This is a genomic window from Streptomyces sp. NPDC060232 (assembly GCF_042726555.1).
Classification (GTDB): domain Bacteria; phylum Actinomycetota; class Actinomycetes; order Streptomycetales; family Streptomycetaceae; genus Streptomyces.
Map to the genome: position 1 here is coordinate 217,031 of NZ_JBHXAG010000009.1, position 23,625 is coordinate 240,655.

At 71.7% G+C, this 23,625-nt stretch carries 25 protein-coding genes; 8 read left to right on the forward strand and 17 right to left on the reverse strand.

The window, feature by feature from the left end; translation table 11 throughout:
• Positions 1-23: 23 nt before the first annotated feature.
• The 5 genes from cbiE to ACFWFZ_RS16055 all read right to left on the reverse strand — a co-directional run bounded on the left by cbiE (position 24) and on the right by ACFWFZ_RS16055 (position 5,045).
• A complete protein-coding gene (cbiE, locus tag ACFWFZ_RS16035) occupies positions 24-1,232 on the reverse strand; it encodes a precorrin-6y C5,15-methyltransferase (decarboxylating) subunit CbiE (RefSeq protein WP_387122529.1) in 1,209 nt (402 codons plus the stop codon).
• 70 nt (positions 1,233-1,302) lie between these two features.
• On the reverse strand, positions 1,303-2,055 hold the full coding sequence (locus ACFWFZ_RS16040; protein ID WP_387122532.1) for a GNAT family N-acetyltransferase: 753 nt from the start codon (positions 2,053-2,055) through the stop codon (positions 1,303-1,305).
• Positions 2,056-2,324: 269 nt separating this feature from the next.
• Entirely contained in the window at positions 2,325-3,188 is an 864-nt protein-coding gene (locus ACFWFZ_RS16045) for a MetQ/NlpA family ABC transporter substrate-binding protein (protein ID WP_387122537.1), read from the reverse strand.
• A 112-nt stretch (positions 3,189-3,300) separates the two neighbouring features.
• Positions 3,301-3,969, reverse strand: coding sequence for a methionine ABC transporter permease (locus ACFWFZ_RS16050; RefSeq protein WP_387122540.1), 669 nt, complete (start codon positions 3,967-3,969; stop codon positions 3,301-3,303).
• Entirely contained in the window at positions 3,966-5,045 is a 1,080-nt protein-coding gene (locus ACFWFZ_RS16055; RefSeq protein WP_387122543.1) for a methionine ABC transporter ATP-binding protein, read from the reverse strand. The genes ACFWFZ_RS16050 and ACFWFZ_RS16055 overlap by 4 nt, the downstream gene beginning before the upstream one ends.
• 599 nt (positions 5,046-5,644) lie before the next feature.
• On the opposite strand from ACFWFZ_RS16055, the gene ACFWFZ_RS16060 reads away from it, so the two are divergent.
• Entirely contained in the window at positions 5,645-6,013 is a 369-nt protein-coding gene (locus tag ACFWFZ_RS16060; protein ID WP_387122546.1) for a hypothetical protein, read from the forward strand.
• Positions 6,006-6,425, forward strand: coding sequence for a hypothetical protein (locus ACFWFZ_RS16065; RefSeq protein WP_387122549.1), 420 nt, complete (start codon positions 6,006-6,008; stop codon positions 6,423-6,425). Before ACFWFZ_RS16060 ends, ACFWFZ_RS16065 begins: the two co-directional genes overlap by 8 nt.
• 88 nt (positions 6,426-6,513) lie before the next feature.
• Here ACFWFZ_RS16065 and ACFWFZ_RS16070 read toward each other — a convergent pair whose 3' ends face one another.
• The 3 genes from ACFWFZ_RS16070 to ACFWFZ_RS16080 all read right to left on the reverse strand — a co-directional run bounded on the left by ACFWFZ_RS16070 (position 6,514) and on the right by ACFWFZ_RS16080 (position 8,876).
• On the reverse strand, positions 6,514-7,020 hold the full coding sequence (locus ACFWFZ_RS16070) for a GNAT family N-acetyltransferase (RefSeq protein ID WP_387122552.1): 507 nt from the start codon (positions 7,018-7,020) through the stop codon (positions 6,514-6,516).
• A gap of 37 nt (positions 7,021-7,057) precedes the next feature.
• A complete protein-coding gene (locus tag ACFWFZ_RS16075; protein ID WP_387122556.1) occupies positions 7,058-7,630 on the reverse strand; it encodes a sigma-70 family RNA polymerase sigma factor in 573 nt (190 codons plus the stop codon).
• 73 nt (positions 7,631-7,703) lie between these two features.
• Positions 7,704-8,876 (reverse strand): glycerophosphodiester phosphodiesterase, encoded by a 1,173-nt coding sequence (locus tag ACFWFZ_RS16080; RefSeq protein WP_387122559.1) that lies wholly within the window; start codon positions 8,874-8,876, stop codon positions 7,704-7,706.
• Positions 8,877-9,182: 306 nt separating this feature from the next.
• On the opposite strand from ACFWFZ_RS16080, the gene ACFWFZ_RS16085 reads away from it, so the two are divergent.
• The gene (locus ACFWFZ_RS16085; RefSeq protein WP_387122562.1) at positions 9,183-9,812 is read left to right on the forward strand and encodes a lysophospholipid acyltransferase family protein; all 630 of its coding nucleotides are present in this window, start codon (positions 9,183-9,185) and stop codon (positions 9,810-9,812) included.
• Positions 9,813-9,821: 9 nt separating this feature from the next.
• Here the strand turns inward: ACFWFZ_RS16085 and ACFWFZ_RS16090 are convergent, their stop codons facing one another.
• The 3 genes from ACFWFZ_RS16090 to ACFWFZ_RS16100 form a co-directional block, all read right to left on the reverse strand.
• Positions 9,822-11,297 carry a membrane-associated oxidoreductase gene (locus ACFWFZ_RS16090; protein ID WP_387122564.1) on the reverse strand — a complete coding sequence of 492 codons (1,476 nt, stop codon included), beginning with the start codon at positions 11,295-11,297 and terminating at the stop codon, positions 9,822-9,824.
• A 69-nt stretch (positions 11,298-11,366) separates the two neighbouring features.
• Positions 11,367-12,911 (reverse strand): MFS transporter, encoded by a 1,545-nt coding sequence (locus ACFWFZ_RS16095; RefSeq protein ID WP_387122567.1) that lies wholly within the window; start codon positions 12,909-12,911, stop codon positions 11,367-11,369.
• Positions 12,908-13,459, reverse strand: coding sequence for a TetR/AcrR family transcriptional regulator (locus tag ACFWFZ_RS16100; RefSeq protein ID WP_037925951.1), 552 nt, complete (start codon positions 13,457-13,459; stop codon positions 12,908-12,910). Before ACFWFZ_RS16100 ends, ACFWFZ_RS16095 begins: the two co-directional genes overlap by 4 nt.
• An 89-nt stretch (positions 13,460-13,548) precedes the next feature.
• Here ACFWFZ_RS16100 and ACFWFZ_RS16105 point away from each other — a divergent pair, with 89 nt between their 5' ends.
• Entirely contained in the window at positions 13,549-14,097 is a 549-nt protein-coding gene (locus ACFWFZ_RS16105) for an HAD domain-containing protein (RefSeq protein WP_387122572.1), read from the forward strand.
• Between the two features lie 65 nt (positions 14,098-14,162).
• Positions 14,163-15,332, forward strand: coding sequence for a hypothetical protein (locus ACFWFZ_RS16110; RefSeq protein ID WP_387122575.1), 1,170 nt, complete (start codon positions 14,163-14,165; stop codon positions 15,330-15,332).
• 177 nt (positions 15,333-15,509) lie between these two features.
• Here the strand turns inward: ACFWFZ_RS16110 and argH are convergent, their stop codons facing one another.
• Positions 15,510-16,940, reverse strand: coding sequence for an argininosuccinate lyase (argH, locus tag ACFWFZ_RS16115; RefSeq protein WP_387122578.1), 1,431 nt, complete (start codon positions 16,938-16,940; stop codon positions 15,510-15,512).
• A gap of 257 nt (positions 16,941-17,197) precedes the next feature.
• Between argH and ACFWFZ_RS16120 the strand changes: the two genes are divergently transcribed.
• From ACFWFZ_RS16120 to ACFWFZ_RS16130, 3 genes are read left to right on the forward strand one after another with little or no spacing between them, the layout of a single operon-like run.
• The gene (locus ACFWFZ_RS16120) at positions 17,198-17,344 is read left to right on the forward strand and encodes a hypothetical protein (RefSeq protein ID WP_387122581.1); all 147 of its coding nucleotides are present in this window, start codon (positions 17,198-17,200) and stop codon (positions 17,342-17,344) included.
• A gap of 43 nt (positions 17,345-17,387) precedes the next feature.
• Positions 17,388-17,969 carry a pyridoxamine 5'-phosphate oxidase family protein gene (locus tag ACFWFZ_RS16125; RefSeq protein WP_387122584.1) on the forward strand — a complete coding sequence of 194 codons (582 nt, stop codon included), beginning with the start codon at positions 17,388-17,390 and terminating at the stop codon, positions 17,967-17,969.
• Between the two features lie 6 nt (positions 17,970-17,975).
• Positions 17,976-18,674 carry a L,D-transpeptidase gene (locus ACFWFZ_RS16130; protein ID WP_387122683.1) on the forward strand — a complete coding sequence of 233 codons (699 nt, stop codon included), beginning with the start codon at positions 17,976-17,978 and terminating at the stop codon, positions 18,672-18,674.
• Positions 18,675-18,730: 56 nt separating this feature from the next.
• Here the strand turns inward: ACFWFZ_RS16130 and ACFWFZ_RS16135 are convergent, their stop codons facing one another.
• From ACFWFZ_RS16135 to argC, 5 genes are read right to left on the reverse strand one after another with little or no spacing between them, the layout of a single operon-like run.
• Entirely contained in the window at positions 18,731-19,267 is a 537-nt protein-coding gene (locus tag ACFWFZ_RS16135) for an arginine repressor (protein ID WP_030027366.1), read from the reverse strand.
• Positions 19,268-19,274: 7 nt separating this feature from the next.
• Positions 19,275-20,480, reverse strand: coding sequence for an acetylornithine transaminase (locus ACFWFZ_RS16140; protein WP_387122588.1), 1,206 nt, complete (start codon positions 20,478-20,480; stop codon positions 19,275-19,277).
• On the reverse strand, positions 20,477-21,409 hold the full coding sequence (gene argB, locus ACFWFZ_RS16145) for an acetylglutamate kinase (protein ID WP_387122591.1): 933 nt from the start codon (positions 21,407-21,409) through the stop codon (positions 20,477-20,479). Before argB ends, ACFWFZ_RS16140 begins: the two co-directional genes overlap by 4 nt.
• Positions 21,406-22,575, reverse strand: coding sequence for a bifunctional glutamate N-acetyltransferase/amino-acid acetyltransferase ArgJ (gene argJ, locus ACFWFZ_RS16150; protein WP_387122594.1), 1,170 nt, complete (start codon positions 22,573-22,575; stop codon positions 21,406-21,408). The genes argB and argJ overlap by 4 nt, the downstream gene beginning before the upstream one ends.
• Entirely contained in the window at positions 22,572-23,600 is a 1,029-nt protein-coding gene (argC, locus tag ACFWFZ_RS16155; protein ID WP_387122597.1) for an N-acetyl-gamma-glutamyl-phosphate reductase, read from the reverse strand. The genes argJ and argC overlap by 4 nt, the downstream gene beginning before the upstream one ends.
• Positions 23,601-23,625 lie beyond the last annotated feature (25 nt).

Consider the following 23,625-nt stretch of genomic DNA (forward strand, 5'->3'; position numbering starts at 1 on the left):
GCCAGCCTACCCCGGCCCTCGTCTCAGCGGGTCACAGGGCGCTGAGCTGCCAGGAGGAACACCACGGAACGGTCCTGTTCAGCCCAGGTGCGGGGGTCGAGGCCGACGGCCTGGAGGAGGGCGCACTCGACGTCGTAACCGTGTTCGGTGAGTACGCGGCCGATGGCCTCCGCCTCGTCGCGTGTGGAGGCGTGGCTGACGATCCGTTCGGGGCGCCGGTCGGCGACGGCCGCGACGACCTCGGCGCCGCCGCCGCCGACGCGGACGACATCGGGTTCGGGAAGGTTCTCCAGGACGTGCGGTGCACGCCCGGCGACGAACTGCAGTTGCACTCCTCGCTTGCGGGCGGCGGCGGTTACGCGCTCGCGGGCCCCCGGGGCGGCGTCCACGGCGATGACGGCGGCGCCGAGGGCGGCCGCGTCCACGGCCACGGCGCCGGATCCCGTGCCGATGTCCCAGACGAGGTCGCCGGTACGCGGGCCGAGCCGGGCGAGTTGGGCCGCGTGCAGCAGTGCCGACTCCCCCTCGCCCTCCCCCGTGCCGGGCTGCGGGCGGGCCCAGCCGCGGTCGGCGGAGTGGGCGGCGCTCTGGCCGAGCAGCCAGCCGGGGACGGCGGCCGGGGCCTGGCCCGCGCCGCCGATGACGATGACGACGTTCGGGTCGCGCCAGCTGTGGTCGGCGGCCTTGTCGGAGGTGAGGACGCTCACCTGCTCGCGGTCCGTGCCGAGTTCCTCGCAGACGACGAAGGTGCGGTGGACCCCGTCGAGGAGCAGGGCGAGTTCGGCGGGGCCGGCGCCGGGCGAGGTGAGGACGGCGACCTTGGTGTGGGCGCGGCAGACGTTGACGGCGCGCCGCAACGTGCGGGGGTGGGCGACGACCACCTGGGCGTCGTCCCAGGGCATGCCGGCGCGGGCGAAGGCGGCCGCGACGGAGGAGACGGCGGGGACGACCTCGACCTCCAGGCCGTGCTCCGGGGCGCGCAGGGTGCGTACGACGCCGAAGAAGCCGGGGTCGCCGTCGGCGAAGACCACCGCGGTGCCGCGGTGGCCGGCGATGCGGCGGGCGGCCAGGCCCAGGCTGCCGAGGCGGATGCGTTCGGCGGTGGGCGGGACTTCGGGGAGGGCGAGGTGGTGGGCGGCTCCGGCCACGAGGGTGGCGGCGGAGAGCGCGGACCGGGCGGCCGAGGTCAGGGGCGAACCGTCCCAGCCGATCACCGTGACCCGGTCGGCCATCGTCGTCTGTCTCCTGGTGTGGGGGGGCGGGAGGGAGGGGCGGGCACGGTGAGACTACCCGGTCATCGGTTCATTTCCGGTCGGCGCCGACGGGGTGGCCGTGCGCGTCGGACCGGCGTCCGGCGCCCGCGTCGCCGGGGTGTCCGCCGTGGCCGCCGTGGCCGCCGTGCGTGTCGTGGGCGCCGTGGGTGTCGCGGCTTTCGTAGCTCTCATAGCCGTCGTATCCGCCGTAGCCGTCGCCTTCGTCGAGGTCCTCGGGCAGGAGGCTCCAGACGATGAGGTCGGTGCGGGTGTCGGCCCAGCCGCCGTCGGGGGTCTGCGTGCGCACGGTCCACGCGTTGCGCAGGACGCCCTCGCTGATGCAGCCGATCTTCTGGGCGACCTGCTGGGAGGCGGTGTTGTCGGCGGCGGTGCGCAGTTCGAGGCGCTCGAACGCCTGCTCGCGGAAGAGCCATTGGGCGACGGCGAGGACGGACTCGCTGGCGTAGCCCTCGCCGCGGGCCCAGGGCGCGGTGACGTAGCCGACCTCGGTGGCTCGGGTGCGCCAGTTGGTGTTGCGGAGGTGGACGATGCCGACGAGGCGCTGGGTGAGGAACTCGGTGACGGCGAAGACGATCCCGCGGCCCTCGGCGCGTTCGGTGTGGGAGTCCCGGGTGGCCCAGGCGTACGCGTCGGCCTGGGTGTAGGGGTACGGCGCGGAGGTCCAGGCGGTGATGTTCTCGTCGTTCATCATCTCGGCGAGCGCGGTGGCGTCCTCCTCCTCGAACGGGCGCAGCACCAGCCGGTCCGTGCTGATGGTGACGTCCGGGAAGGTGGTAGTCATGCGCAGCTCCATGCCTGAGAACGTGGTGCGACCGTGGTGCGATGCGACCGTGGTGCGGGGCCGTTGGCGCGGGACCGGGTCCACGGGTCGTAGGCCACAGCATGCAGCATCGAACGGGGGATGTGCAGGGCCGGGTTGCCCGGGAGCGGGCAGGACTCGGCGCCGGGAGGGGCAGGATTCGGCCCCGCGCGCCGACAGGAGCGTGCGGGGCCGAGATGCATGACCGTCCGGGCCCGACGGGGTCGGGCGCCGGGGGCAGTGAGGCGGGGTCAGGAGGCGGGGGTGGCGAAGGCCGGGACGACCGAGCCCTGGTACTTCTCCTCGACGAACTTCCTGACGTCGTCGGAGTTCAGGAGCTTGGCGAGCTTCTGGATCCGCGGGTCGTTCTGGTTGCCGTCCTTGACCGCGAGGAAGTTGGCGTAGGGGTTGCCCTCGGCCTTCTCCAGTGCGAGCGCGTCCTTGGCGGGCGCGAGGCCGGCCTCGATGGCGTAGTTGCCGTTGATCACCGCGGCGTCCACGTCGCCCAGGGCGCGCGGGACGGTGGCGGCCTCCAGCTCCTTGAACTCCAGACCCTTCTTGTCGGTGATGTCGGACAGCTTGGCGCTGGTGCCGACGCCCTCCTTGAGGGTGATCAGGTTGTGCGCGGCCAGCAGCTGGAGCGCGCGGCCCTCGTTGGTGGTGTCGTTGGGGACGGCGATGGTCTGGCCGGCCTTGATGTCGGAGAGCGACGTGACCTTCTTGGAGTAGAGGCCGAGGGGCTCCAGGTGCACGTTCACGACGGGGACGACGTGGGTGTCGTTCTTCTTGTTGAAGTCGTCGAGGTACGGCTTGTGCTGGAAGTAGTTGCCGTCGACCTGGCCCTGCTCGGTGGCGGTGTTGGGCAGGACGTAGTCCGTGAACTCCTTCACCTCCAGCTTGAGGCCTTCCTTCGCCGCGAGCTTGTCCTTGACGAAGTTCAGGATGTCGGCGTGGGGGCTCGGGGAGGCCGCTATGACGAGCGGCTTGCTCTCGTCGGCCTTGCCGCCGTCGGCCTTGGCGGAGGCCGGATCCGAGGAGCTGCCGCAGGCGGTGAGGCCGAGGGTCAGCGCGGTGGCGGTGGCGGCGAGGGCGGTGAGCTTGGTGTTCTTACGCACGAAGAGTGCCTTTCTTGCTGAACAAGTACCGATGACTTGCTGGTGGTGGCCCAAGCACGACAAGTGCGGGCTCTGTGGGGAAATCAGTGCGGGCCGCGGCCCGTGGTGGCGGTCAGGCCGTCCGGCCCCGGCGGGCCAGGAGGCGTACGGCGCCGTCGCCGATCAGCTGCACCACGGTGACGAGGACGACGAGGACCACGACGGTGGCGACCATGAAGCCGGTCTCGAAGCGCTGGAAGCCGTAGGTGATGGCCTTGGAGCCGAGGCCTTCGCCGCCGACGGCGCCCGCCATGGCGGAGTAGCCGACGAGGGTGATGACGGTGGTGGTGACGCCGGCGACGAGCGAGGGCAGGGCCTGCGGCAGGAGGACCTTGCCGACCAGGGTCGGGATGCCGCCGCCCATGGACTCGACGGCCTCGATCAGGCCGTGGTCCACCTCGCGGACGGCGGTCTCGACGAGCCGGGCGAAGAAGGGGATGGCGCCGATGGCGAGCGGGACGATCATGGCGGTGGGGCCGATGAACGTGCCGACGACCGCGGTGGTGACCGGGATCAGGAAGATCAGCAGGATGATGAAGGGCAGCGAGCGGCCTATGTTCACGATCACGCCGAGGATCTTGTTGAGCGGCTGGTTCTGCAGGAGGCCGCCCTTGTCGGTGAGGACCAGCAGGATGCCGATGGGCAGTCCGCCGAGCACGGTCACCAGGGTGGACCACAGCACCATGTAGAGGGTGTCGTAGGTGCCCTGGGTGAGCAGGGGCTGCATCTCGGACCAGGTCACTTGGCACCGTCCTTGGCCAGTTCGGTCACTTCGGTCAGGGCCAGTTCGGCCAGTTCGCCGTCGATCCCGTCGGCCTCGTCGACGACGTCGACCTGGAGGCCCTGCTCGCGCAGGAAGCCCACCGGCACGACGTTGTCCTCGTAGCGGCCGGGCAGTTCGATGCGCATGCGGCCGACGAGCCGGCCGGCGACGGTGTCCATCGCGGCGCCGAGGATCGAGATGTCGATGTTGTATGTGCGCGAGAGCTGCGAGATGACAGGCTGGGCGGCGGCCTCGCCGTGGAAGGTGACGTCGACGACCGTGCGGTCGGGGCCGGAGGCGGCGCCGGTGACCGGGAACAGCTCGTCGGCGAGCTCGGAGCCGGGGGTGGCGAGCAGTTCGGCGACGGTGCCTGACTCGACGATCCGGCCCTTCTTCATCAGGGCGGCCGAGTCGCAGACGGTCTTGACCACGTCCATCTCGTGCGTGATGAGCAGCACGGTGAGGCCGAGCTGCTCGTTGAGGTCGCGCAGCAGCTTCAGGATGGAGCGGGTGGTCTCGGGGTCGAGGGCGCTGGTGGCCTCGTCGGAGAGCAGCACCTTGGGGTCGCCGGCCAGGGCGCGGGCGATGCCGACGCGCTGCTTCTGGCCGCCGGACAGCTGGGTGGGGTAGGCCTTGGCCTTGTCGGCGAGGCCGACGAGGTCGAGGAGTTCCAGGGCCTTGCGGGAGCGCTCGCGGCCGGAGACGCCGAGGATCTCCAGGGGCAGCTCGACGTTGGCCTGGACGGTGCGCGAGGACAGCAGGTTGAAGTGCTGGAAGACCATGCCGATGCGGCTGCGGGCCTCGCGGAGTTCCTTGCCGGCGCGGCGGCCGCGGCCGGCGAGCGCGGTGAGATCGACACCGTCGACGTGCACGGTGCCGGTGGTGGGGCGCTCCAGCAGGTTCACGCAGCGGATCAGGGAGGACTTGCCGGCGCCGCTCTGGCCGATGACTCCGTAGACCTCTCCCTCGCGGACGTGGAGGTCGACGCCGTCCAGGGCGGTGACCTCGCGGCCACGGGACTGGTAGACCTTCGTGAGGCCCGATGTGGTGATCACAGGAATTCCGTCGCTGTCGAGTGCACGGCGCAGCGGGGTGCCGGGCACGGGGCAAACATCTGGGACGCGATACGGGACGAACCATCGGAAAACGACGGCTTCGACGCGTGCGCGGGGCATGAGTGGGCGGTGCCGTCATCAGGTGGTGACGTACTGGCGCGGCCGGTCTCGCTTCGGGGCGCGAGGCTCAGGAAGGGGCCCTCAGAAGGCGCACATTCGACACATACAACGAGCACCGGGCGTCATCGTCGCCTCGGTCGCAAGGATGCGGCTGCTCGTCGTGGTCATGGGCCCCAGTAAAGCAGACGTATCCCGTCACCGATCAAAACTGTCCGGATAGCGGACGCTATTCGGCCGCATACCGGACAACACCGGCCCCCCGGGGCCCTCCGTCCCACGCGGACGGCCGGGCCGCTGACCTGCGCCGACGCACCCCCAGGGCCCAACGGCCAGGGCGCGGCGGGGGCGCCGGCCTGGCTTCCCACCGGGCCCCTTGTGGTCAAGACCACGGTCGGGGCGGGCGGTGCGGCGGCGCACGGGCCGCCGCACGGGAAGGGGCCGCGCGCATCGGGTCTTTCGGGCCGTAATACCCTCGCTGCATGCTCGACGCCCTGACGGTCGCCATCGGCGTGGCCGCACTCGCCCTCGCCGCCTGGTGCGGTTTCGCCGCGCTGCGGGACCAGCCGACGAAGGACTGGCACTTCATCGGCATGGCCGTCGTGACCGTGCTGGTCCTGGCGCAGCTGGTGATCGGCCTGGTCCAGCTTGCCAGGGGCGAGAAGCCCGACGAGGGCACGGTGATCTTCGTGGCCTACCTGTTCGGCGCCTTCGCCGCGGTGCCGGCCGCCGGGCTGCTCTCGCTGACCGAGCGCACCAAGTGGGGATCGGTGACGGTGGCCGCCGGCGCGGTCGTCCTCGCCGTCCTCGAGGTACGGCTCTACGACATCTGGGGAACCACCGGTGCCTGACGCTGAGACGACGACCGCCACTCCCGCCGGGCGGGGGCGGCTGGTCTCCGGGCCGGGACTGCTGCTGGTGTGGCTGTACGGGGTGATGGTGGTGGGCGCGGTCTCGCGGTCGGCCTACCAGATCTCCACCGAGTTCGACCGGGCGCCGCTGGCCTACTCCCTGTCCGCGGTGGCGGCGCTGGCCTACGCCTTCATCACCTACTCGCTGGTGCGCGGCGGCGAGACGGCGCGCAGGGCGGCGCTGGTGTGCTGCGCCGCGGAACTGGCGGGCGTGCTGGCGGTGGGCGCGTGGACCCTGGTGCGCCCGGAGTCCTTCCCCGACACGACCGTCTGGTCGCAGTTCGGGCTGGGCTACCTGTTCATCCCGGTGATCCTGCCGATCACCGGGATGCTCTGGCTGCGCAAGCGCTGAGCCGGATGCCGGATCCCGAACGCCGGATGCCGGACCGGATGCCGGACCGGATGCCGGACTGCGTACGCGGTCCGGCCAGAGGGCCGGCTCAGGCGCTGACCGCGAAGTCGGTCGGGTCCTTGGCTTCCTTCTCCAGGATCACCAGCTGCACGCCGTCGGACGCGGTGCGCCCGCCGACCTTGACGTAGCCGGCCTTGCGGTAGAGGCGCAGGTTGGACTCGCTCTTGTGGCCCGTGTGCAGGCGGAAGCGGGTGGTGGTGCCGGGGCTCGCGAGGGCCTCCTCCACGGCGCGCAGCAGGCGGGCGCCGAGCCCGTGTCCCTGCAGGCGCGGGTGGACGCAGAGCTTCGCGATCTTGGCGGTGCCCTCCTCGTCCACGCTGCCGCGCACGGTTCCGACGATCTCGTCGCCGAGCCGGGCCACCAGGACGGTGTCCGTCGCGAGCTCTCCCTTGAGGGAGTCCAGGGACTGGGTGAGCGGCTGGATGAGGTAGTTGCCGTACAGCTCGGCCTCGCGCTGGAAGGCCAGGTACTGCAGTTTGAAGATCTGCTCGGCGTCCTCGGCAACCGCCGCCGAAATGGTCACGCTCATGCCCATGTGCGCATGCCTCCAGCTCACCTGGTAGCCCGTTGGTCTACCGCTCCATTCCCCGAAGGCCAGGAGCCGCAACCTCTGCCGCGAGCATTCTGCGCAGACATCCCAGGCAACGGGAACGCACGGGCCCTAAACTTCCTTGTGAGATACCCAACTCTCCTGCGATTTCACGGTATGTGAGGTCTCTGGGCGAAAGAAGTGCCTTCATCAGCTCGGGACAGCGGCCGGGCAACCGGGCGACCGCCGATCGGAGGGCGCGGTGGTCCTCCTCGTGGAGCAGGGCGTCTTCGGGCTCGGGCTCGGGCCCGCCGGCGGCGCCGGCCCTCGGACGGTGGTCGTCCACGCGGTGACGACGGTGGTCGTAGGGGATTTCGCGGCGCGCCCCGCGCCGGGCGAGCCGGGCCTCGGCCCGTACCGCTCGGCGCAGCCAGCGGGCCGGCTCGGCCGGGTCGGCGGGATCGGGTGCGCGCCGGCCGCTCTCCAGCAGCCTGACCCAGACGGCTTGTTCCAGGTCGGCGGCGTCCACTCCGGCGCCCGGGGCCTCCGCCGCCGCCTCCGCGGAGAGCAGCGGGCCCAGTTCGTTGACGAGGTCGGGGTCCTTCAGCAGGTCCATGCCGAGCGGGACGAGTGGGTCGCGCCCGGGGGTTTCCCCGCCGGGCGCGGCCCACTCGTTCGGGAAGCGGCGCTCAGCCGTTGACGGGGCGTCGGCCCGGGCGGAAGGCCTCGGCGGCGAGCAGTCCGGTGTCCGGGTTGTCGGTGAAGATCCCGTCGATGCCCTGTTCGAAGTAGGTGCGGAAGGCACCGAGGGCGTCCCCGTACGCGGCCGGATCCGTACCCCTGCGGTACTCGGCGGGCAGGAAGCTGTTCTCGTTGCGCGCGGTATAGGGGTGCAGCAGCAGCCCGCGGGCATGGGCGTCCTTCACCAGGGTGGTCGCAGGCCCGAGCCGGCCGGCCGCGTCGCGCGGGAGGATCAGGTCCATGGTGGGGCCGATGCCCTGGGCGAAGCCGGCGATCCACTTGAGGCCTTCCGGCTTGACCAGGTCGGCGACCGTACGCGGGTCCCCGGCCTGTTCGAAGTCCCAGGGGCGGGTGTCGGCCGCGGAGAGCAGGACCACGCGGGGCGCGGAGACCAGCCGGGAGAGCCGCTGGATGCTGGAGGGTTCGAAGGACTGGAGGAAGACGGCGGCGTCGCGGCCGTCGCGGCGGTACCGGCGCAGCAACCGGGCCAGGGGCTCCTCCAGGCCGAGGCCCAGGGCGCGGAAGTAGCTGGGGTGCTTGGTCTCCACGTGCAGCCAGACGCGCTCGCCGCGCCGCCTGCCCTCGCGGTCGGCCCAGCGGAGCACCTCTTCGAAGGTGGGGACGGCCCACTGGCCGTCGTAGAGCGTGTTGCGCTGGCGGACGGCGGGGATGCGTTCCTTCGCGCGCAGGGTCTTCAGCTCGGCGAGGGTGAAGTCCTCGGTGAACCAGCCGGTGACCGGGACCCCGTCGACGGACTTGGTGGTGCGCCGGGCGGCGAACTCGGGATGGTCGGCGATGTCGGTGGTCCCGCCGATCTCGTTCTCGTGGCGGCACACCAGGTGGCCGTCCCGGGTGGGGACCAGGTCCTGCTCGACGACGTCCGCCCCCAGGTCCAGGGCCAGCTGGTAGGAGCCGAGCGTGTGCTCCGGCCGGTAGCCGCTGGCGCCGCGGTGGCCGATGACCGTGGGGTACGGGAGGTTCCGGAAGCCGCCGTCGCCGCCGCGCCCGCCTCCTTGGCCGGAGGCGGCGGCCGGCCCCGCCGCGAGTCCGGTGATCCCGGCCCCGGCCGCCATCACGGCCGCCCCCAGCACCGCGCGCCGCGCTGCCCCACCCTGCGTCATGAGTGCCACTCCTCGTCGTGAAGGCCGTGAAGGCCGTGAAGCGTGAAGGCCGTGACCGGCGTGCCGATGGTAGGCAAACGGGGGTGGCCACAGGGGGTGCCTCGGAGGCACATCCGGGGAACTTGGCGAAAACGCGCGTCAACAATACGTATCCGACACGTGAACCCGATGTGCGCTCGGAGCTGACCCGCGAGTATCGTCCTCACCTGCGCTACCGCCGAGTGGTGGGTGCGCGAGCCGCTTTTCGATGCCGGAGGGCCCACGTTGTTCCGTACGAAGCTCATCAAAGCCACTGTCGGACCGGTCATGCGCACGATGTTCCGCACCCGCGTGGAGGGCGTCCGGAACATCCCCGGCTCCGGACCGGTGATTCTGGCGGGCAACCACCTCACCTTCATCGACTCCATGATCCTTCCCCTGGTGTGCGACCGCACGGTCCACTTCATCGGCAAGGACGAGTACGTGACCGGCAAGGGGCTCAAGGGCCGGCTCATGGCGTGGTTCTTCACCGGCTCCGGCATGATCCCCGTCGACCGTGACGGTGCGAACGGCGGCGTCGCGGCCCTGATGACCGGCCGCCGGATCCTCGAAGAGGGCAAGATCTTCGGCATCTACCCCGAGGGCACCCGCTCCCCCGACGGCCGGCTGTACCGCGGCCGCACCGGCATCGCCCGCCTCACCCTGATGACCGGCGCCCCCGTGGTGCCGTTCGCGATGATCGGCACCGACAAGCTCCAGCCCGGCGGCGCCGGCATGCCGCGTCCGGGCCGGGTCACCGTCCGCTTCGGCGAGCCGATGGAGTTCTCCCGCTACGAGGGCATGGACCGCGACCGGTACGTGCTGCGTGCCGTCACCGACTCGGTGATGGCAGAGGTCATGCGGCTCTCCGGCCAGGAGTACGTCGACATGTACGCGACCAAGGCGAAGGCCGCGTAGCCCGCCCCGCTACTGACGCTGGAGTGACCGGCTGACGCCCGCCGCCGTGGTGGTGGCGAGGATCCAGCCGGTCACGATCAGCAGGTACGACAGCCACTGGTGCCATCCGCCCGGCGCGAAGGCCTGCTCCTGGCCGAAACTGACGATCGGCACCATGAGGTCGATCGTGTAGAAGACCGCGTTGAAGTCCGGCGCCTCGCCCTGCTTGAGCGGGCGCGGCTCCTCCAGCCCGAACGCGACGGCTCCGGTGAGCAGCAGCGCCGTCAGCCAGCCCGCCGCGCGCAGCGGGCGGAAGCCGTAGCCGACGGTGACGTCCTGCAGCAGCCCCCACACGCGTGCGGCCCGGGGCAGGGTGTGGCGGTGCCTGCGCAGCTTCGCGAGCTGCACGGTCCGGGCGGCCGCCTCGTCGCCCGCCGTCCGGTAGGCCGCGGCCAGCTGTTCGTACGGGTACGGGAGGTACCCGGGTTCGCCGGACTCCAGCGCGGCCAGCCGCTCCTCGGCGGGCAGGTGCGGGTCCAGTGCGCGGTAGGTCAGGCCGTCGAGGCGCAGCGGGTCCCGCCAGGTCCCGGGCCGCATGTTCAGCAGGTCGAACTGCGAGCGCCGCAGGTTCACGGTGCCCCGCACGTCCTCGCAGGCGGGCAGCCACATCTCGCCGACCGTGCAGCTGGAGGCGCGCAGGGCGATGCCGCCCGGGTTGTCGAGGACGGCGTGTGCGAGGTTGAAGCGGCCGGGTATGCGTGATCCGGTGAGGTTGAGGCGGCCCTGGATCCTGGCCCGCGCGGCCTGGAGGTTGGTGCCGACCGTGAGGGTCTCGGCTTGGAGGGCGGTGCCGTCCGGGGCGAGCAGGCGAGCGCTGTCGAGGTTGATCTGGCCGCCGACGACGGCGCCGTTGAGGCGCAGCTGGCCGTGGACGGTGAGGTCGTTGGCGATGATGTCGGTGCCGATCTCCACGTGGTTGAGCTGGAGCGGCGGCTCGTCCGCCTCCTCGCCCGTCGGGGGGCCGACCACCGCACCCTGGAGGAAGAGGCCGCCGGATATCTTGGCGCCCTGGAGTCGGAGGGGACCGCTGATCCGGCAGCAGGAGAGCCGCAGGACGACGTCGACGCGCACGGTGGCCGCGGTGAGGCCGGGCAGGGTGGAGTAGCCGAGGACGAGGGCCTTCAGCTGGGCTCCGTACAGGAGCGGTTTGCGTTCGAACCAGCAGTCGCGCATCCGGATCGGGTGGTCGATGACCGCGTAGCGCAGGTCCAGCTTCCCGGTGATCCGTGCGCCCTTGATCTTGAGCCCGGCGACCCGGCCCTCCGCTGCGGGAGCTGCGCCGAGCAGGATCGCCCGCAGGACCTCGGCGCGCAGGGTGCGTTCCGGTCCCCAGTCGGCTCCGTCGACGGAGCTGTCGTCGGGGTGCTCCCGGAAGTCGACGCCGTCGCCGCGCGGGAAGGCGTCCCAGACGCGGCGCTCGGCCGGGGTCAGATCGTTGATCTCCATCGCCGGGATGGTGTCCCGGTGTTCCACGGACTGTCAACTCCGTCCGGGACAGCGTCCCTTGGCGGTGGGTCAGTGCTCGACGCCCTCCTGGAGGCGCTGGCCCCGGAGCAGGAACCAGGCGGCCGCGGCGGTGGCCAGCAGTACGGCCGCACCGACGCCGGAGGCGAACCGCAGACCGTCGACGAAGGCGTCCTGGGCGGCGCCGACCATGTGGGCGGCGGTGTCCGGGTCCAGTGCCTTGGCGGCCTCCACGGCTCCGCTGAGGGATTCGTGCGCGGCGTCGGCCACCGGTCCGCTGACGGAGGCCGGGGCGGTGAAGCCCTGGTAGACGCCGGTGACGATGGAGCCGAGCAGGGCGATGCCGAGGGCGGCGCCGAGTTCGTACGCCGTCTCGGAGACGGCGGAGGCCGAACCGGCCTGCTCCTTGGGGACGCTGGAGAGGATGACGTCGGCGGTGACGGTGAAGGAGAAGCCGGCGCCGAGGCCGACGACGAGGAGGGCCGCGCCGAGCAGCGGGTAGCCGCTCTCCTTGTGGATCACGGTCAGGACGGCGAGGGCCAGGCCGATGGCGGCGAGGCCGCCGGTCACGACGGTGCGCACCGAGTACCGGCGGGCGTACCGGCCGGCGACCAGGCCGGTGACCACAGCGCCGATGGCGGCGGGCAGTTCGGCCAGGCCCGCCTCCAGCGGACCGCGGCCCTGGACGAGCTGGAGGAACTGGGAGAGGAAGAAGACCAGTCCGGAGAGGCCGAAGACGGTGAGCAGGTCGGCCAGGACCGCGCCGGAGAAGCCGCGGTGCCGGAAGAGCCGCATGTCGAGCAGCGGGGACGGCAGGGTGAACTGGCGTCGGACGAAGGCGTACAGCGCGCCCGCGCCGAGGGTCGCGGCGACCGCGACCTCCCAGGTCAAGCCGTGCGTGGCGGCTTCCTTGACGGCGTAGACCACACCGATCACGCCGACGAGGGAGAGGGCGACGCTGACGAGGTCCCAGGGGCCCGCGACCGGATTCCTGGACTCGGGGAGCAGCTTGATCCCGACGAGGACCAGGGCGATCATCACGGGGAGGTTGATGAGGAAGACCGAGCCCCACCAGAAGTGCTGGAGCAGGGCCCCGCCGACGACCGGGCCGACGGCCGCGCCGGCCGAGGCGGTGGCGCCCCAGATGCCGATGGCGAGGCTGCGCTCCCTGGGGTCGGTGAAGATGTTGCGGATCAGCGCGAGGGTGGACGGCATCAGCGTGGCGCCGGCCACGCCGAGCAGGGCGCGGGCGGCGATCATCATCTCGGGGCTGGTGGCGTAGGCGTTCAGGACCGAGACGGCGCCGAAGGCGGTGGCACCGACGAGGAGGAGCTTCTTGCGGCCTATGCGGTCGCCGAGGGAGCCCATGGAGACCAGGAGTCCGGCGATGACGAAGGAGTAGATGTCGCCGATCCACAGCAGCTGGGTGCCGGACGGCTGGAGGTCTTCGCTGAGGGAGGGTGTGGCGAGGCCGAGGACCGTGGCGTCGACCGCGACCAGCAGGACGGCCAGGACGAGCACGGAGAGCGCGAGCCAGCGGCCGCGGCTCTTCTCCCCCACCCCCGTCTGACGTATCAGCTGTTCGGTACGGCTCATTTCTCCACGCTCCGTCGGGCGCCGCCGAGCAGCAGCTCGGTGATCATGTACTGGAAGTCCTTGGCGGCGACCCGGCCGTCCATGACGGCCCAGGCGCAGCTGCCGATGAGGCCGTAGAGGGCCTCGGTGAGCCACGCGGGGCTCAGGTCGATCCGGATGTCGCCCTCTTCCTGGCCGCGCCGGAAGAGGGCGGTGACGCGGGCGTCGAGCCGGGCCCAGCCCTCGTTGACCTCGTCGCCTTCGAAGAGCTGGTTCTCGGTGACGAGGAAGGCCAGCAGTTCGGCGTTGGGCTCGGCCTCGGCGACGAGGCGTCTGAGCGCCTCCACCGCGGTGCCCTCGTCGAGGCGGGCGTTGTCGAACGCCACCTCGAACTCCCGGATACCGAGGTCTTCGAGGGCGCGTACGAGGGCGTCGCGCCCGGCGAAGTGCCGATGAAGGGTCGCGCGCCCGATTCCGGCGGCGCGGGCGACCTCGTCCATCGTGGCGGTCGATTTGCGGGAGAGCAGGGCGGCCGCGTCGCGGAGCACCTGGTCACGATCCATGGCCATGAGACAAGAGTACACCGATTGAGACGTCGATGTCTCATTCTTGTGAAAAATGAGCTGCCCACGGGCGGCCGGAAGGGAATCCTGCCCCGATGAAGCCACTGCTGCTGATCGACGTCGACGGACCACTGAACCCCTACGCGGCCCAGGCGCAGCGCCGCCCGGAGGGGTACTCCACGCACCGGATGCGGCCGACGGGCTGGACGCAGAAGGAGAGCGCGAAACCGCTGCGGGTCTGGCTGAACCACGCACACGGGGCGGAACTGCTCGCGCTCGCGGATGCGTACGAGCTGGTCTGGGCGACCACCTGGAAGGACGAGGCCAACACCTGGATAGGCCCGCGCCTGGGCCTGCCCCGGCTGCCCTGCATCGACTGGCCGGCGATGCACGGCCGGGCGCCGCGCGGCACCTTCTGGAAGACGCAGTACATCCTGGAGTACGCGGGCGAGCGGCCCTTCGCCTGGATCGACGACGACATCAGGGCGCTGGACCGCGAGTACGTGGACCAGCACCATCCGGCACCCGCGCTGCTGCTGCGCATCGACGAGCAGATCGGCCTGGTCCGCCGCGACTTCGACGCCCTGGCCGACTGGGCGGCGCGACACGGAGCGGCGAACGGCCGCCGCGGACCGGGGTTTTGATCACGCTGCTGTCGCGACTTAGCATGCACATGCCCCCCCCCGGACCGTACCGACGAAAGTGCCTCATGCGCCTCCAGCGGATCCTCGCCGCGACCGTCACCCTCGGCTGTCTCGCCACACTCGCCGCGTGCAAGGAGGGCGGGCAGCCGGCCACACCGGCCGCGTCGTCGTCCACGGCCGCCGCCGACACGGGCCCGCTCGCCGAGGCGCAGCGGTATCTGCGGCAGTTCGCCAACTGCGACGACCTGAGCGACAAGCCCGACGACCCCCGGATGCCCGCGGGCGACTTCCCCAAGGCCGGGCAGTGGTCGGTGAAGGAGGTGGGCGTCTGCAGCGACAAGGTCCGACAGGGCGAGATCGTCATCGCCGTCCCCGGGGACATGAAGCAGTTCCAGGAGCGCTACAAGAGCTACGTCCTGGACAGGATCCGCGGCGGTGACGGCGCGTACGGCCTGGAGAGCCGGGTCCTGGTCGGCAAGGGCTTCGTCGCGTTCCCCACCAGCACCAAGACGGCTCTCACGCTGGTCCGCTCCGACCTGCGGGTGCTGACGTGCAACCCGACCGCCCCCGTCCCCGAGGGCTACAAGCGGGAGAAGCCGCTGGTCGAGCACTGCAGCCTCAGCGACTTCGTGAACGCCGAGGACGGATCGGGCAGCCCGAACCTGGAGACCCCCCAGGATCCGGGGGGCAAGGGCGAGAAGGCGGGCCAGCCGAAGGCGGGCAGCCTCGGGCTCCCGCGCGCCGACAGCATCGCCGAGCTGCGCGCGCTCGTGGGCAACAGCCTCGACTGCGAGAAGCACTTCTCGACCGACCCCGACGCCGTGGCGATCGAGTCGATCGACTACGCGCCGGTGGTGGAGGGCAGCGGCCTGGGCTGGGGCGTGACCGGCCGCGCCCTGTGCGGGCAGCCCGCGGCGGGGCAGCGCGCCCGCGACCTGAGCTGGCTGGACACCGTCGGGGACATGAAGCTGCTCCAGGCCAAGGCGAAGGCCGCGCAGCTGGCGGACTACAAGGACGACGGCAAGCTGAGGCAGACCGCGAGCCGGCTGCTCGTCGGGGAGAACATCGCCGTCGAGACCAACAGCCCGTCGTCCCGCCACGGCCTCTACCAGCTGCAGTTCCTGTACCTGAACTGCCTTCCCGGATTCTCCGCGCCGGCGGGCTACCGGCTGGAGAAGTCCCAGGTCGAGGGCTGTGTCCTGACCAACTACGAGCCGGACCACCCGCTCGGCTGAGCCGGAGGTGGACGCACCGCAGGGGCGGCCGGAGCTGTGTGCTCCGGCCGCCCCTCCGGGCGTTTCCGCCGCGTGCGGACGTACAGGCCCGGCCTGGTTCCGGCGGGCGTGCGGGCCGCAGGGCGGCGGGGGCAGTGGGCGGCAGGGGCAGCGGCGGGCGCCTCCGGCCGGTGACGGCTACTGCTTGTGGACGGCCCAGGCGTGCTGGATGACCAGGTCGGCCTTGAGCTCGGTGAGCTGGACCGCGACCGCCGACGGGGCGGTACCGCCGCGGCCGTTGCGGGAGGCCAGCGCGCCCTTGACGTCGAGGACGGTGCGGACCTCGGGGGTCAGGTGCTCGGAGATCTTCGCGAACTGCTCGTCCGTGAGCTCGTCCAGCTCGATGCCGAGCCCCTCGCACTCCTTGACGCACTCGCCGGCCACCTCGTGCGCCACCCGGAAGGGGACGCCCTGCTTGACCAGCCACTCCGCGATGTCGGTGGCGAGCGAGAAGCCCGCCGGGGCCAGCTCCTCCATCCGCTCCCGGTTGACGGTGAGCGTGGCCATCATGCCGGTGAAGGCCGGCAGCAGGACCTCAAGGGTGTCGCAGGAGTCGAAGACGGGCTCCTTGTCCTCCTGGAGGTCCCGGTTGTAGGCCAGGGGCAGCGCCTTGAGGGTCGCGAGCAGGCCCGTCAGGTTGCCGATGAGACGGCCGGACTTGCCGCGTGCCAGCTCCGCGATGTCCGGGTTCTTCTTCTGCGGCATGATCGACGAGCCGGTGGAGAAGGCGTCGTGCAGCGTCACGAAGGAGAACTCCTTCGTGTTCCAGATGATGATCTCCTCCGCGATCCGGGACAGGTTGATCCCGATCATCGCGGTGACGAAGGCGAACTCGGCCACGAAGTCCCGCGAGGCCGTGCCGTCGATGGAGTTGCCCACCGAGCCGCGCTCGAAGCCCAGCTCCGCGGCGACCGCCTCCGGGTCCAGGCCAAGCGAGGAGCCGGCCAGCGCGCCGGAGCCGTACGGCGAGACCGCGGTCCGCGTGTCCCACTGCCGCAGCCGCTCCGCGTCCCGGGACAGGGCCTGTACGTGGGCCAGTACGTGATGCGCGAAGAGCACCGGCTGCGCGTGCTGGAGGTGGGTGCGGCCGGGCATCGCCACGTCGGCGTGGCTCTCCGCGAGGCCGACCAGCGCGTCCTGGAGGTCGGCGATCAGACCGCCGATGATCCGGGCGTGGTCGCGCAGGTACATGCGGAAGAGCGTGGCGACCTGGTCGTTGCGGGACCGGCCGGCCCGCAGCTTGCCGCCGAGGTCGGCGCCGAGGCGCTCCAGCAGGCCCCGCTCCAGGGCGGTGTGCACGTCCTCGTCGGCGACGGTGCCGGTGAAGGAGCCGTCGGCGACGTCGGCCTCCAGCCGGTCCAGGCCGGCGATCATGCGTTCGAGCTCGTCGGCCGTGAGCAGGCCCGCCGTGTGCAGCACGCGGGCGTGGGCGCGCGAGCCGGCGATGTCGTACGGCGCGAGGCGCCAGTCGAAGTGGACCGACGCGGACAGCTTCGCGAGGGCCTCGGCGGGACCGTCGGCGAACCGGCCGCCCCAGAGCCGGACGTCACCAGCGTTGTTGCTGCTCACAGCTACTGCTCCTCAAAACTGCATGGGTGGATGGAGAACGGCCTCCCCGCCGCGGAGGTAACGGGGAGGCCGTCCGGGGCGGCGGGCGGCTCGGGCCGGTTCGCGCTCGGCCGCGGCGTTCGACGGCAAGCATAACTATGCACTGCTCTGCATGTTTCGTCAATCAAGGTCGGGCGGCCCACGCGTGACCAGGGCGGATATTCCGAGCCGCGAACTGCCGCCACCCGGCGCGGGGCCGGACGTCTGACTCACGGACCGTGGTGCGCGCATGCCGGTGGCATCCGGCGCAGTTCGACGGGGAGGCGGACAGGGCGGAGCTGGCGGACCTGCTGAAGCGGTCGGCGAAGCTCTTCGGCGACTACGGACTGGGGCTGCGGCGCGCCCGGTCGGGACTCAGGGCGTGAAATGCTCCGACACGTTCCGCACATGCGGGCCGATAATCGGCTCATGGGAAAGCTCTACGAACGCATAGACGGCAGGCTCCGCACATTCATCCAGGAGCAGCCTGTCTTCTTCACCGCGACCGCCCCCCTCTCGGGTGACGGCCACGTCAACCTGTCCCCCAAGGGCCGCGCCGGCACCCTCGTCGTGATCGACGAACAGCGGCTCGCCTACCTGGACTTCGGCGGAAGCGGCGCCGAGACCATCGCCCACGTCCGCGAGAACGGCCGGATCACCCTCATGTGGTGCGCCTTCAGCGGACCCCCGAAGATCGTGCGCATCCACGGCGAGGGCGAGGCGGTCTTCCGCGACGACCCGCGCTGGCCCGAGCTGATCGGCCTGTTCGGCGAGGCCGACGGGCCCGGCGCACGGGCGGTCATCCTGGTGCGCGCCCGCCGGATCGCCGAAGTCTGCGGGTACGCGGTCCCCTTCATGGAGTACCAGGGCGAGCGCACCCTCCATTCGGACTACCTCGCCCGCAAGACGGACGAGGAGTTCGCCGCGTACTGCGAGAAGAAGGACCACATCGCGACGAGCCTCGACGGCCTGCCTGCACTGCCCCTGCCCCTTCCTGCCCGTACCGTCTGACGTGTGCTGCGTACCGCTCTCGTCACCGGCTCGCTGATCGTCACCGCGCTGCTCCCGCACGGGGCCGCGCCCTCGCCCGGGCCCCTGCCCGCCCGTCTCGCCGACACCGGCGGCGGCAGTCAGCTGATCACCGCCGTCGCGCCCGCTCCGGGATCCACGACCGGCCGGGTGACCTGGTGGGACCGGTGGGCGGGGCGCTGGTACGAGGCCGGCAGCGCGCCCGCCCGCTTCGGGGCGGGCGGCCTCACCGAGGGCTCGACGCGTACGCAGGGCACCAGCACCACCCCGACCGGCCTGTACGAGCTGCCCTACGCCTTCGGCATCCGGCGGGCGCCCGCGGGGACGGCGTACGTCTACCGGCGGGTGAACGCGGACTCCTGGTGGTGCCAGGACAACGCGTCGGCCGCGTACAACCGCTGGGTGGAGCCGCTGCCCGCGGACTGCGCGCCGGGCGAGGCCGAGCACCTGGTCACCTACGAGAAGCAGTACGCGCACGCGCTGCTGATCGCCTTCAACTACGACCGGCCGGTGCGCGGCCGGGGTGCCGGGATCTTCCTGCACGTCAACGGCAAGGGGGCGACGGCGGGTTGCGTGTCGGTGCCCGAGCGGGACATGCGGAAGATCCTGCGCTGGGCGGACCCGGACCGGCGCCCGCACATCGCGATCGGCACACAGGACGGGCCGCTCGCCGTCACCCGTTACTAGGCTTTGCGAGGAGCGGACCCGGACTCGTCCTCGTCGGTGGCCCGGGACCGCTGCGCTCAGCCCTCCTTCTGCGCCAGCCTCAGGAGGTGGTCGGCGAGTGCCTGGCCGCCCGCCGGGTCACGGCTGATCAGCATCAGGGTGTCGTCGCCGGCGATCGTGCCGAGGATCTCGCGGAGCTCGGCCTGGTCGATGGCCGAGGCGAGGAACTGCGCCGCGCCCGGCGGGGTGCGCAGGACCACGAGGTTCGCGGAGGCCTCCGCCGAGATCAGCAGTTCCCCGGAGAGGCGCCGCATGCGCTCCTCCTTCGCGGACTCGCCGAGCGGGGCCTGCGGGGTGCGGAAGCCGCCCTCGCTGGGCACCGCGTAGATCAGCTCGCCGCCGGTGTTGCGGATCTTCACGGCGCCCAGCTCGTCGAGGTCGCGGGAGAGCGTCGCCTGGGTGACGCTCAGCCCGTCGTCGGCGAGCAGCTTCGCCAGCTGGCTCTGGGAGCGGACCGGCTGGCGGTTGAGGATGTCCACAATCCGGCGGTGACGCGCGGTGCGGGTCTGCGGGACGGCCTGCCCGCCGTGCTCGTTGTCCTGCGCCTGGCTCATCGTCGTCTCATTCTCCGGATCCGTCCCCGTGGGCTGCGTCGAGGATGCCGGGCAGCGCCCGGACGAACGCGTCCGCCTCGGCCTCGGTGAGTACGTACGGGGGCATGAGCCGTACGACGTCGGGGGCGGGCGCGTTGACCAGGAAGCCGGCGTCCTGGGCCGCTTGCTGCACCTTGGGTGCGAGCGGCTCGGTCAGCACGATACCCAGGAGCAGGCCGGCTCCCCTGACGTGGGATACCAGAGGGTGCCCCGCGGACTCGATCCCCGAGCGCAGCCGCTCGCCCCGCGCCTTGACCCGGTCGAGCAGGTCGGCGGCGGCGATGGTGTCGATGACGGCGAGGCCGGCGGCGCAGGCGACCGGGTTCCCGCCGAAGGTGGTGCCGTGCTGGCCGGGCCGCAGCAGGTCGGCGGTGGGCCCGAAGGCGACGGCGGCACCGATCGGGAGGCCGCCGCCGAGCCCCTTGGCGAGGGTGACGATGTCGGGCTCGACGCCTTCGTGGGCCTGGTGCTCGAACCACTGGCCGCAGCGGCCGATGCCGGTCTGGACCTCGTCGAGGACGAGCAGGGTGCCGGTGGCCCGGGTGATCTCGCGGGCGGCCGTGAGATATCCGGCGGGGGGCACGACCACGCCGTTCTCGCCCTGGATCGGCTCGATGACGACGAGCGCGGTCTCCTCGGTGACGGCGGCCCGCAGGGCCTCGACGTCGCCGTACGGGACGTGGGTGACGTCGCCCGGCAGCGGCAGGAACGGCTCCTGCTTCTTCGGCTGGCCGGTGAGCGCGAGGGCGCCCATGGTCCGGCCGTGGAAGCCTCCGTCGGTGGCGACCATGCGGGTCCGCCCGGTCAGCCGGCCGATCTTGAAAGCGGCCTCGATGCTCTCGGCGCCGGAGTTGCAGAAGAAGACCTTGCCGGGGCGGCCGAAGAGCTGGAGCAGCCGCTCGCCGAGCGCGATGACCGGCTCGGAGGCGAAGAGGTTGGAGACATGGCCGAGCGTGGAGATCTGCACGGTCACGGCCGTCACGATCGCCGGGTGGGCGTGGCCGAGGGCGTTGACGGCGATGCCGCCGACGAAGTCCGTGTACTGCTTGCCGTCGGCGTCCCAGACCTGGGCGCCCCGGCCGCGGACGAGGGCGAGGGCGGGCGTGCCGTAGTTGTCGGTCAGCGCGCCCTGCCACCGTGCGCCGTACTCCTGGTTGCCGGTGCCCTTCGTCATGCTGCTCCCCCTGGCTGTCGGTCGGGCACGACCATCGTGCCGATGCCGGAGTCCGTGAAGATCTCCAGCAGGATCGAGTGCGGGACCCGCCCGTCGAGGACGCGGGCGGTGCCGACGCCATTGCGTACGGCGTGCAGGCAGCCCTCCATCTTGGGCACCATGCCGCTGGACAGCTCGGGGAGCAGCTTCTCCAGCTCGCTGACGGTGAGCCGGCTGATGACCTCGTCGCTCTGCGGCCAGTCGGCGTAGAGGCCCTCGACGTCGGTGAGGACCATCAGCGTCTCGGCGCCGAGGGAGGCCGCGAGCGCCGCGGCCGCCGTGTCGGCGTTGACGTTGTAGACGTGGTGGTCGTCGGCGCTGCGGGCGATGGAGGAGATGACCGGGATCCGGCCGTCGGCCAGCAGTGCCTCGATGGCGCCGGTGTCGATGTCGGTGATCTCGCCGACCCGGCCGATGTCGATGACCTCGCCGTCGATCTCGGGGCTGTGCTTGGTCGCGGTGATGGTGCGGGCGTCCTCGCCGGTCATGCCGACGGCGAGCGGCCCGTGCTGGTTGAGCAGCCCGACCAGCTCGCGCTGGACCTGGCCCGCCAGGACCATCCGTACGACGTCCATGGCCTCCGGGGTCGTCACGCGCAGGCCGGCCTTGAACTCGCTGACCAGGCCCTGCTTGTCGAGCTGGGCGTTGATCTGCGGGCCGCCGCCGTGCACGACGACCGGCTTGAGGCCGGCCTGGTGCAGGAAGACGACGTCCTGGGCGAAGGCGGCCTTGAGGTCCTCGTCGATCATGGCGTTGCCGCCGAACTTGATGACGACGACCTTGCCGTTGTGGCGCCGGAGCCAGGGCAGTGCCTCGATGAGGATCTGCGCCTTGGGCAGGGCGGTGTGCTTGCGGGCGGTGCCGGGCTGGCCGGCCTTCTCGTCGCTCATGAGGAGTACGCGCTGTTCTCGTGGACGTAGTCGGCGGTCAGGTCGTTGGCCCAGATGACGGCGGACTCGCCGCCGGTGGACAGGTCGGCGGTGATACGGACCTCGCGGTCCTTCATCGACACCAGGTCGCGGTCCTCGCCGACCGAGCCGTTCTTGCAGACCCACACGCCGTTGATGGCGACGTTCAGCCGGTCCGGGTCGAAGGCGGCCTTGGTGGTGCCGATCGCGGACAGCACGCGGCCCCAGTTGGGGTCCTCGCCGTGGATGGCGCACTTGAGCAGGTTGTTGCGGGCGATGGAGCGGCCCACCTCGACCGCGTCGTCCTCGCTGGCCGCGCCGATGACCTCGATGCGGATGTCCTTGCTGGCGCCCTCGGCGTCGCCGATCAGCTGGCGGGCCAGGTCGTCGCAGACCGTGCGTACGGCCTCGGCGAAGTCCGCGTGGGCGGGCGTACGGCCGGACGCCCCGGAGGCGAGCAGCAGCACGGTGTCGTTGGTGGACATGCAGCCGTCGGAGTCGACCCGGTCGAAGGTGGTGCGGGTGGCGGAGCGCAGTGCCTTGTCGAGGGTGGGGCCGTCCACGTCGGCGTCGGTGGTGAGGACGACGAGCATGGTGGCCAGGCCCGGGGCGAGCATGCCGGCGCCCTTGGCCATGCCGCCGACGGTCCAGCCGTCCTGGGACACGGTGGCCGTCTTGTGCACGGTGTCGGTGGTCTTGATGGCGACGGCGGCGGCCTCGCCGCCGTCCTCGGACAGGGCCGCGGCGGCGGTCTCGATGCCGGGGAGCAGCTTGTCCATGGGGAGCAGGACGCCGATCAGGCCGGTGGAGGCGACCGCGACCTCGCCGGCGTTGTGCTCGCCGAGACCGTGTGCGTTGAGGGTGGCGGCGACCTTCTCGGCGGTGGCGTGGGTGTCCTGGAAGCCCTGGGGGCCGGTGCAGGCGTTGGCCCCGCCGGAGTTGAGGACGACGGCGCTGACGGTGCCGCCGCGCAGGACCTGTTCGGACCAGTGGACGGGCGCGGCCTTGACGCGGTTGGAGGTGAAGACGCCCGCGGCGGCGAGGCGCGGCCCGTTGTTGACCACGAGGGCCAGGTCCGGGTTGCCGTTGGCCTTGATTCCGGCGGCGATGCCCGCCGCCGTGAATCCCTGTGCAGCCGTAACCGTCACGGCGCGACTCCAATCGTCGAAAGCCCGAGCTGCTCGGGGAGCCCGAGGGCGATGTTCATGCTCTGCACCGCGCCGCCGGCGGTGCCCTTGGTGAGGTTGTCGATGGCGCTGACGGCGATGATCCGCCGGGCGGACTCGTCGTAGGCGACCTGGACGTGGACGGCGTTGGAACCGTGGACGGACTTGGTGGACGGCATCCGGCCCTCGGGCAGCAGGTGCACGAAGGCCTCGTCGGCGTACGCCTTCTCGTACGCGGCGCGCAGGGTCTGCGCGGTCGTGCCGGGCAGGGCCTTGGCCGAGCAGGTGGCGAGGATGCCGCGGGCCATGGGCACGAGGGTCGGGGTGAAGGAGACCGAGACGCGCTCCCCCGCGAGCGGGCTGAGGTTCTGCACCATCTCGGGCGTGTGCCGGTGGCCGCCGCCGACGCCGTACGGGGTCACGGACCCCATGACCTCGGCGCCGAGCAGGTGCGGCTTGAGCGCCTTGCCCGCGCCGGAGGTGCCGGTGGCGGCGACGATCACGGCCTCGGGCTCGGCGAGCTGGGCCTGGTAGGCCGGGTAGAGCGCGAGGGAGACGGCGGTGGGGAAGCAGCCGGGGACGGCGATCCGCTTGGCGCCTTCCAGTCCGGCGCGGCCGCCGGGGAGTTCGGGGAGCCCGTAGGGCCAGGTCCCGGCGTGCGGGGCGCCGTAGAAGGCGTCCCAGTCGGCCGAATCCTTGAGGCGGTGGTCGGCGCCCATGTCGACGACGAGGACCTCGTCGCCGAGCTGGGCGGCGACGGCGGCGGACTGGCCGTGCGGGAGGGCGAGGAAGACGACGTCGTGGCCGGCGAGCGCCTCGGGGGTGGTCGCCTCCAGGGTGCGGCCCGCCAGCGGCACGAGGTGCGGTTGCAGGGAGCCGAGGAGCTGTCCGGCGTTGGAGTTGCCGGTGAGGGCACCGATCTCCACCTCGGGGTGCGAGAGCAGCAGGCGCAGGACTTCTCCGCCCGCGTACCCGCTCGCTCCGGCCACCGCTACACGTACCGCCATCGGACCCTCCTCATCGATGGCATGA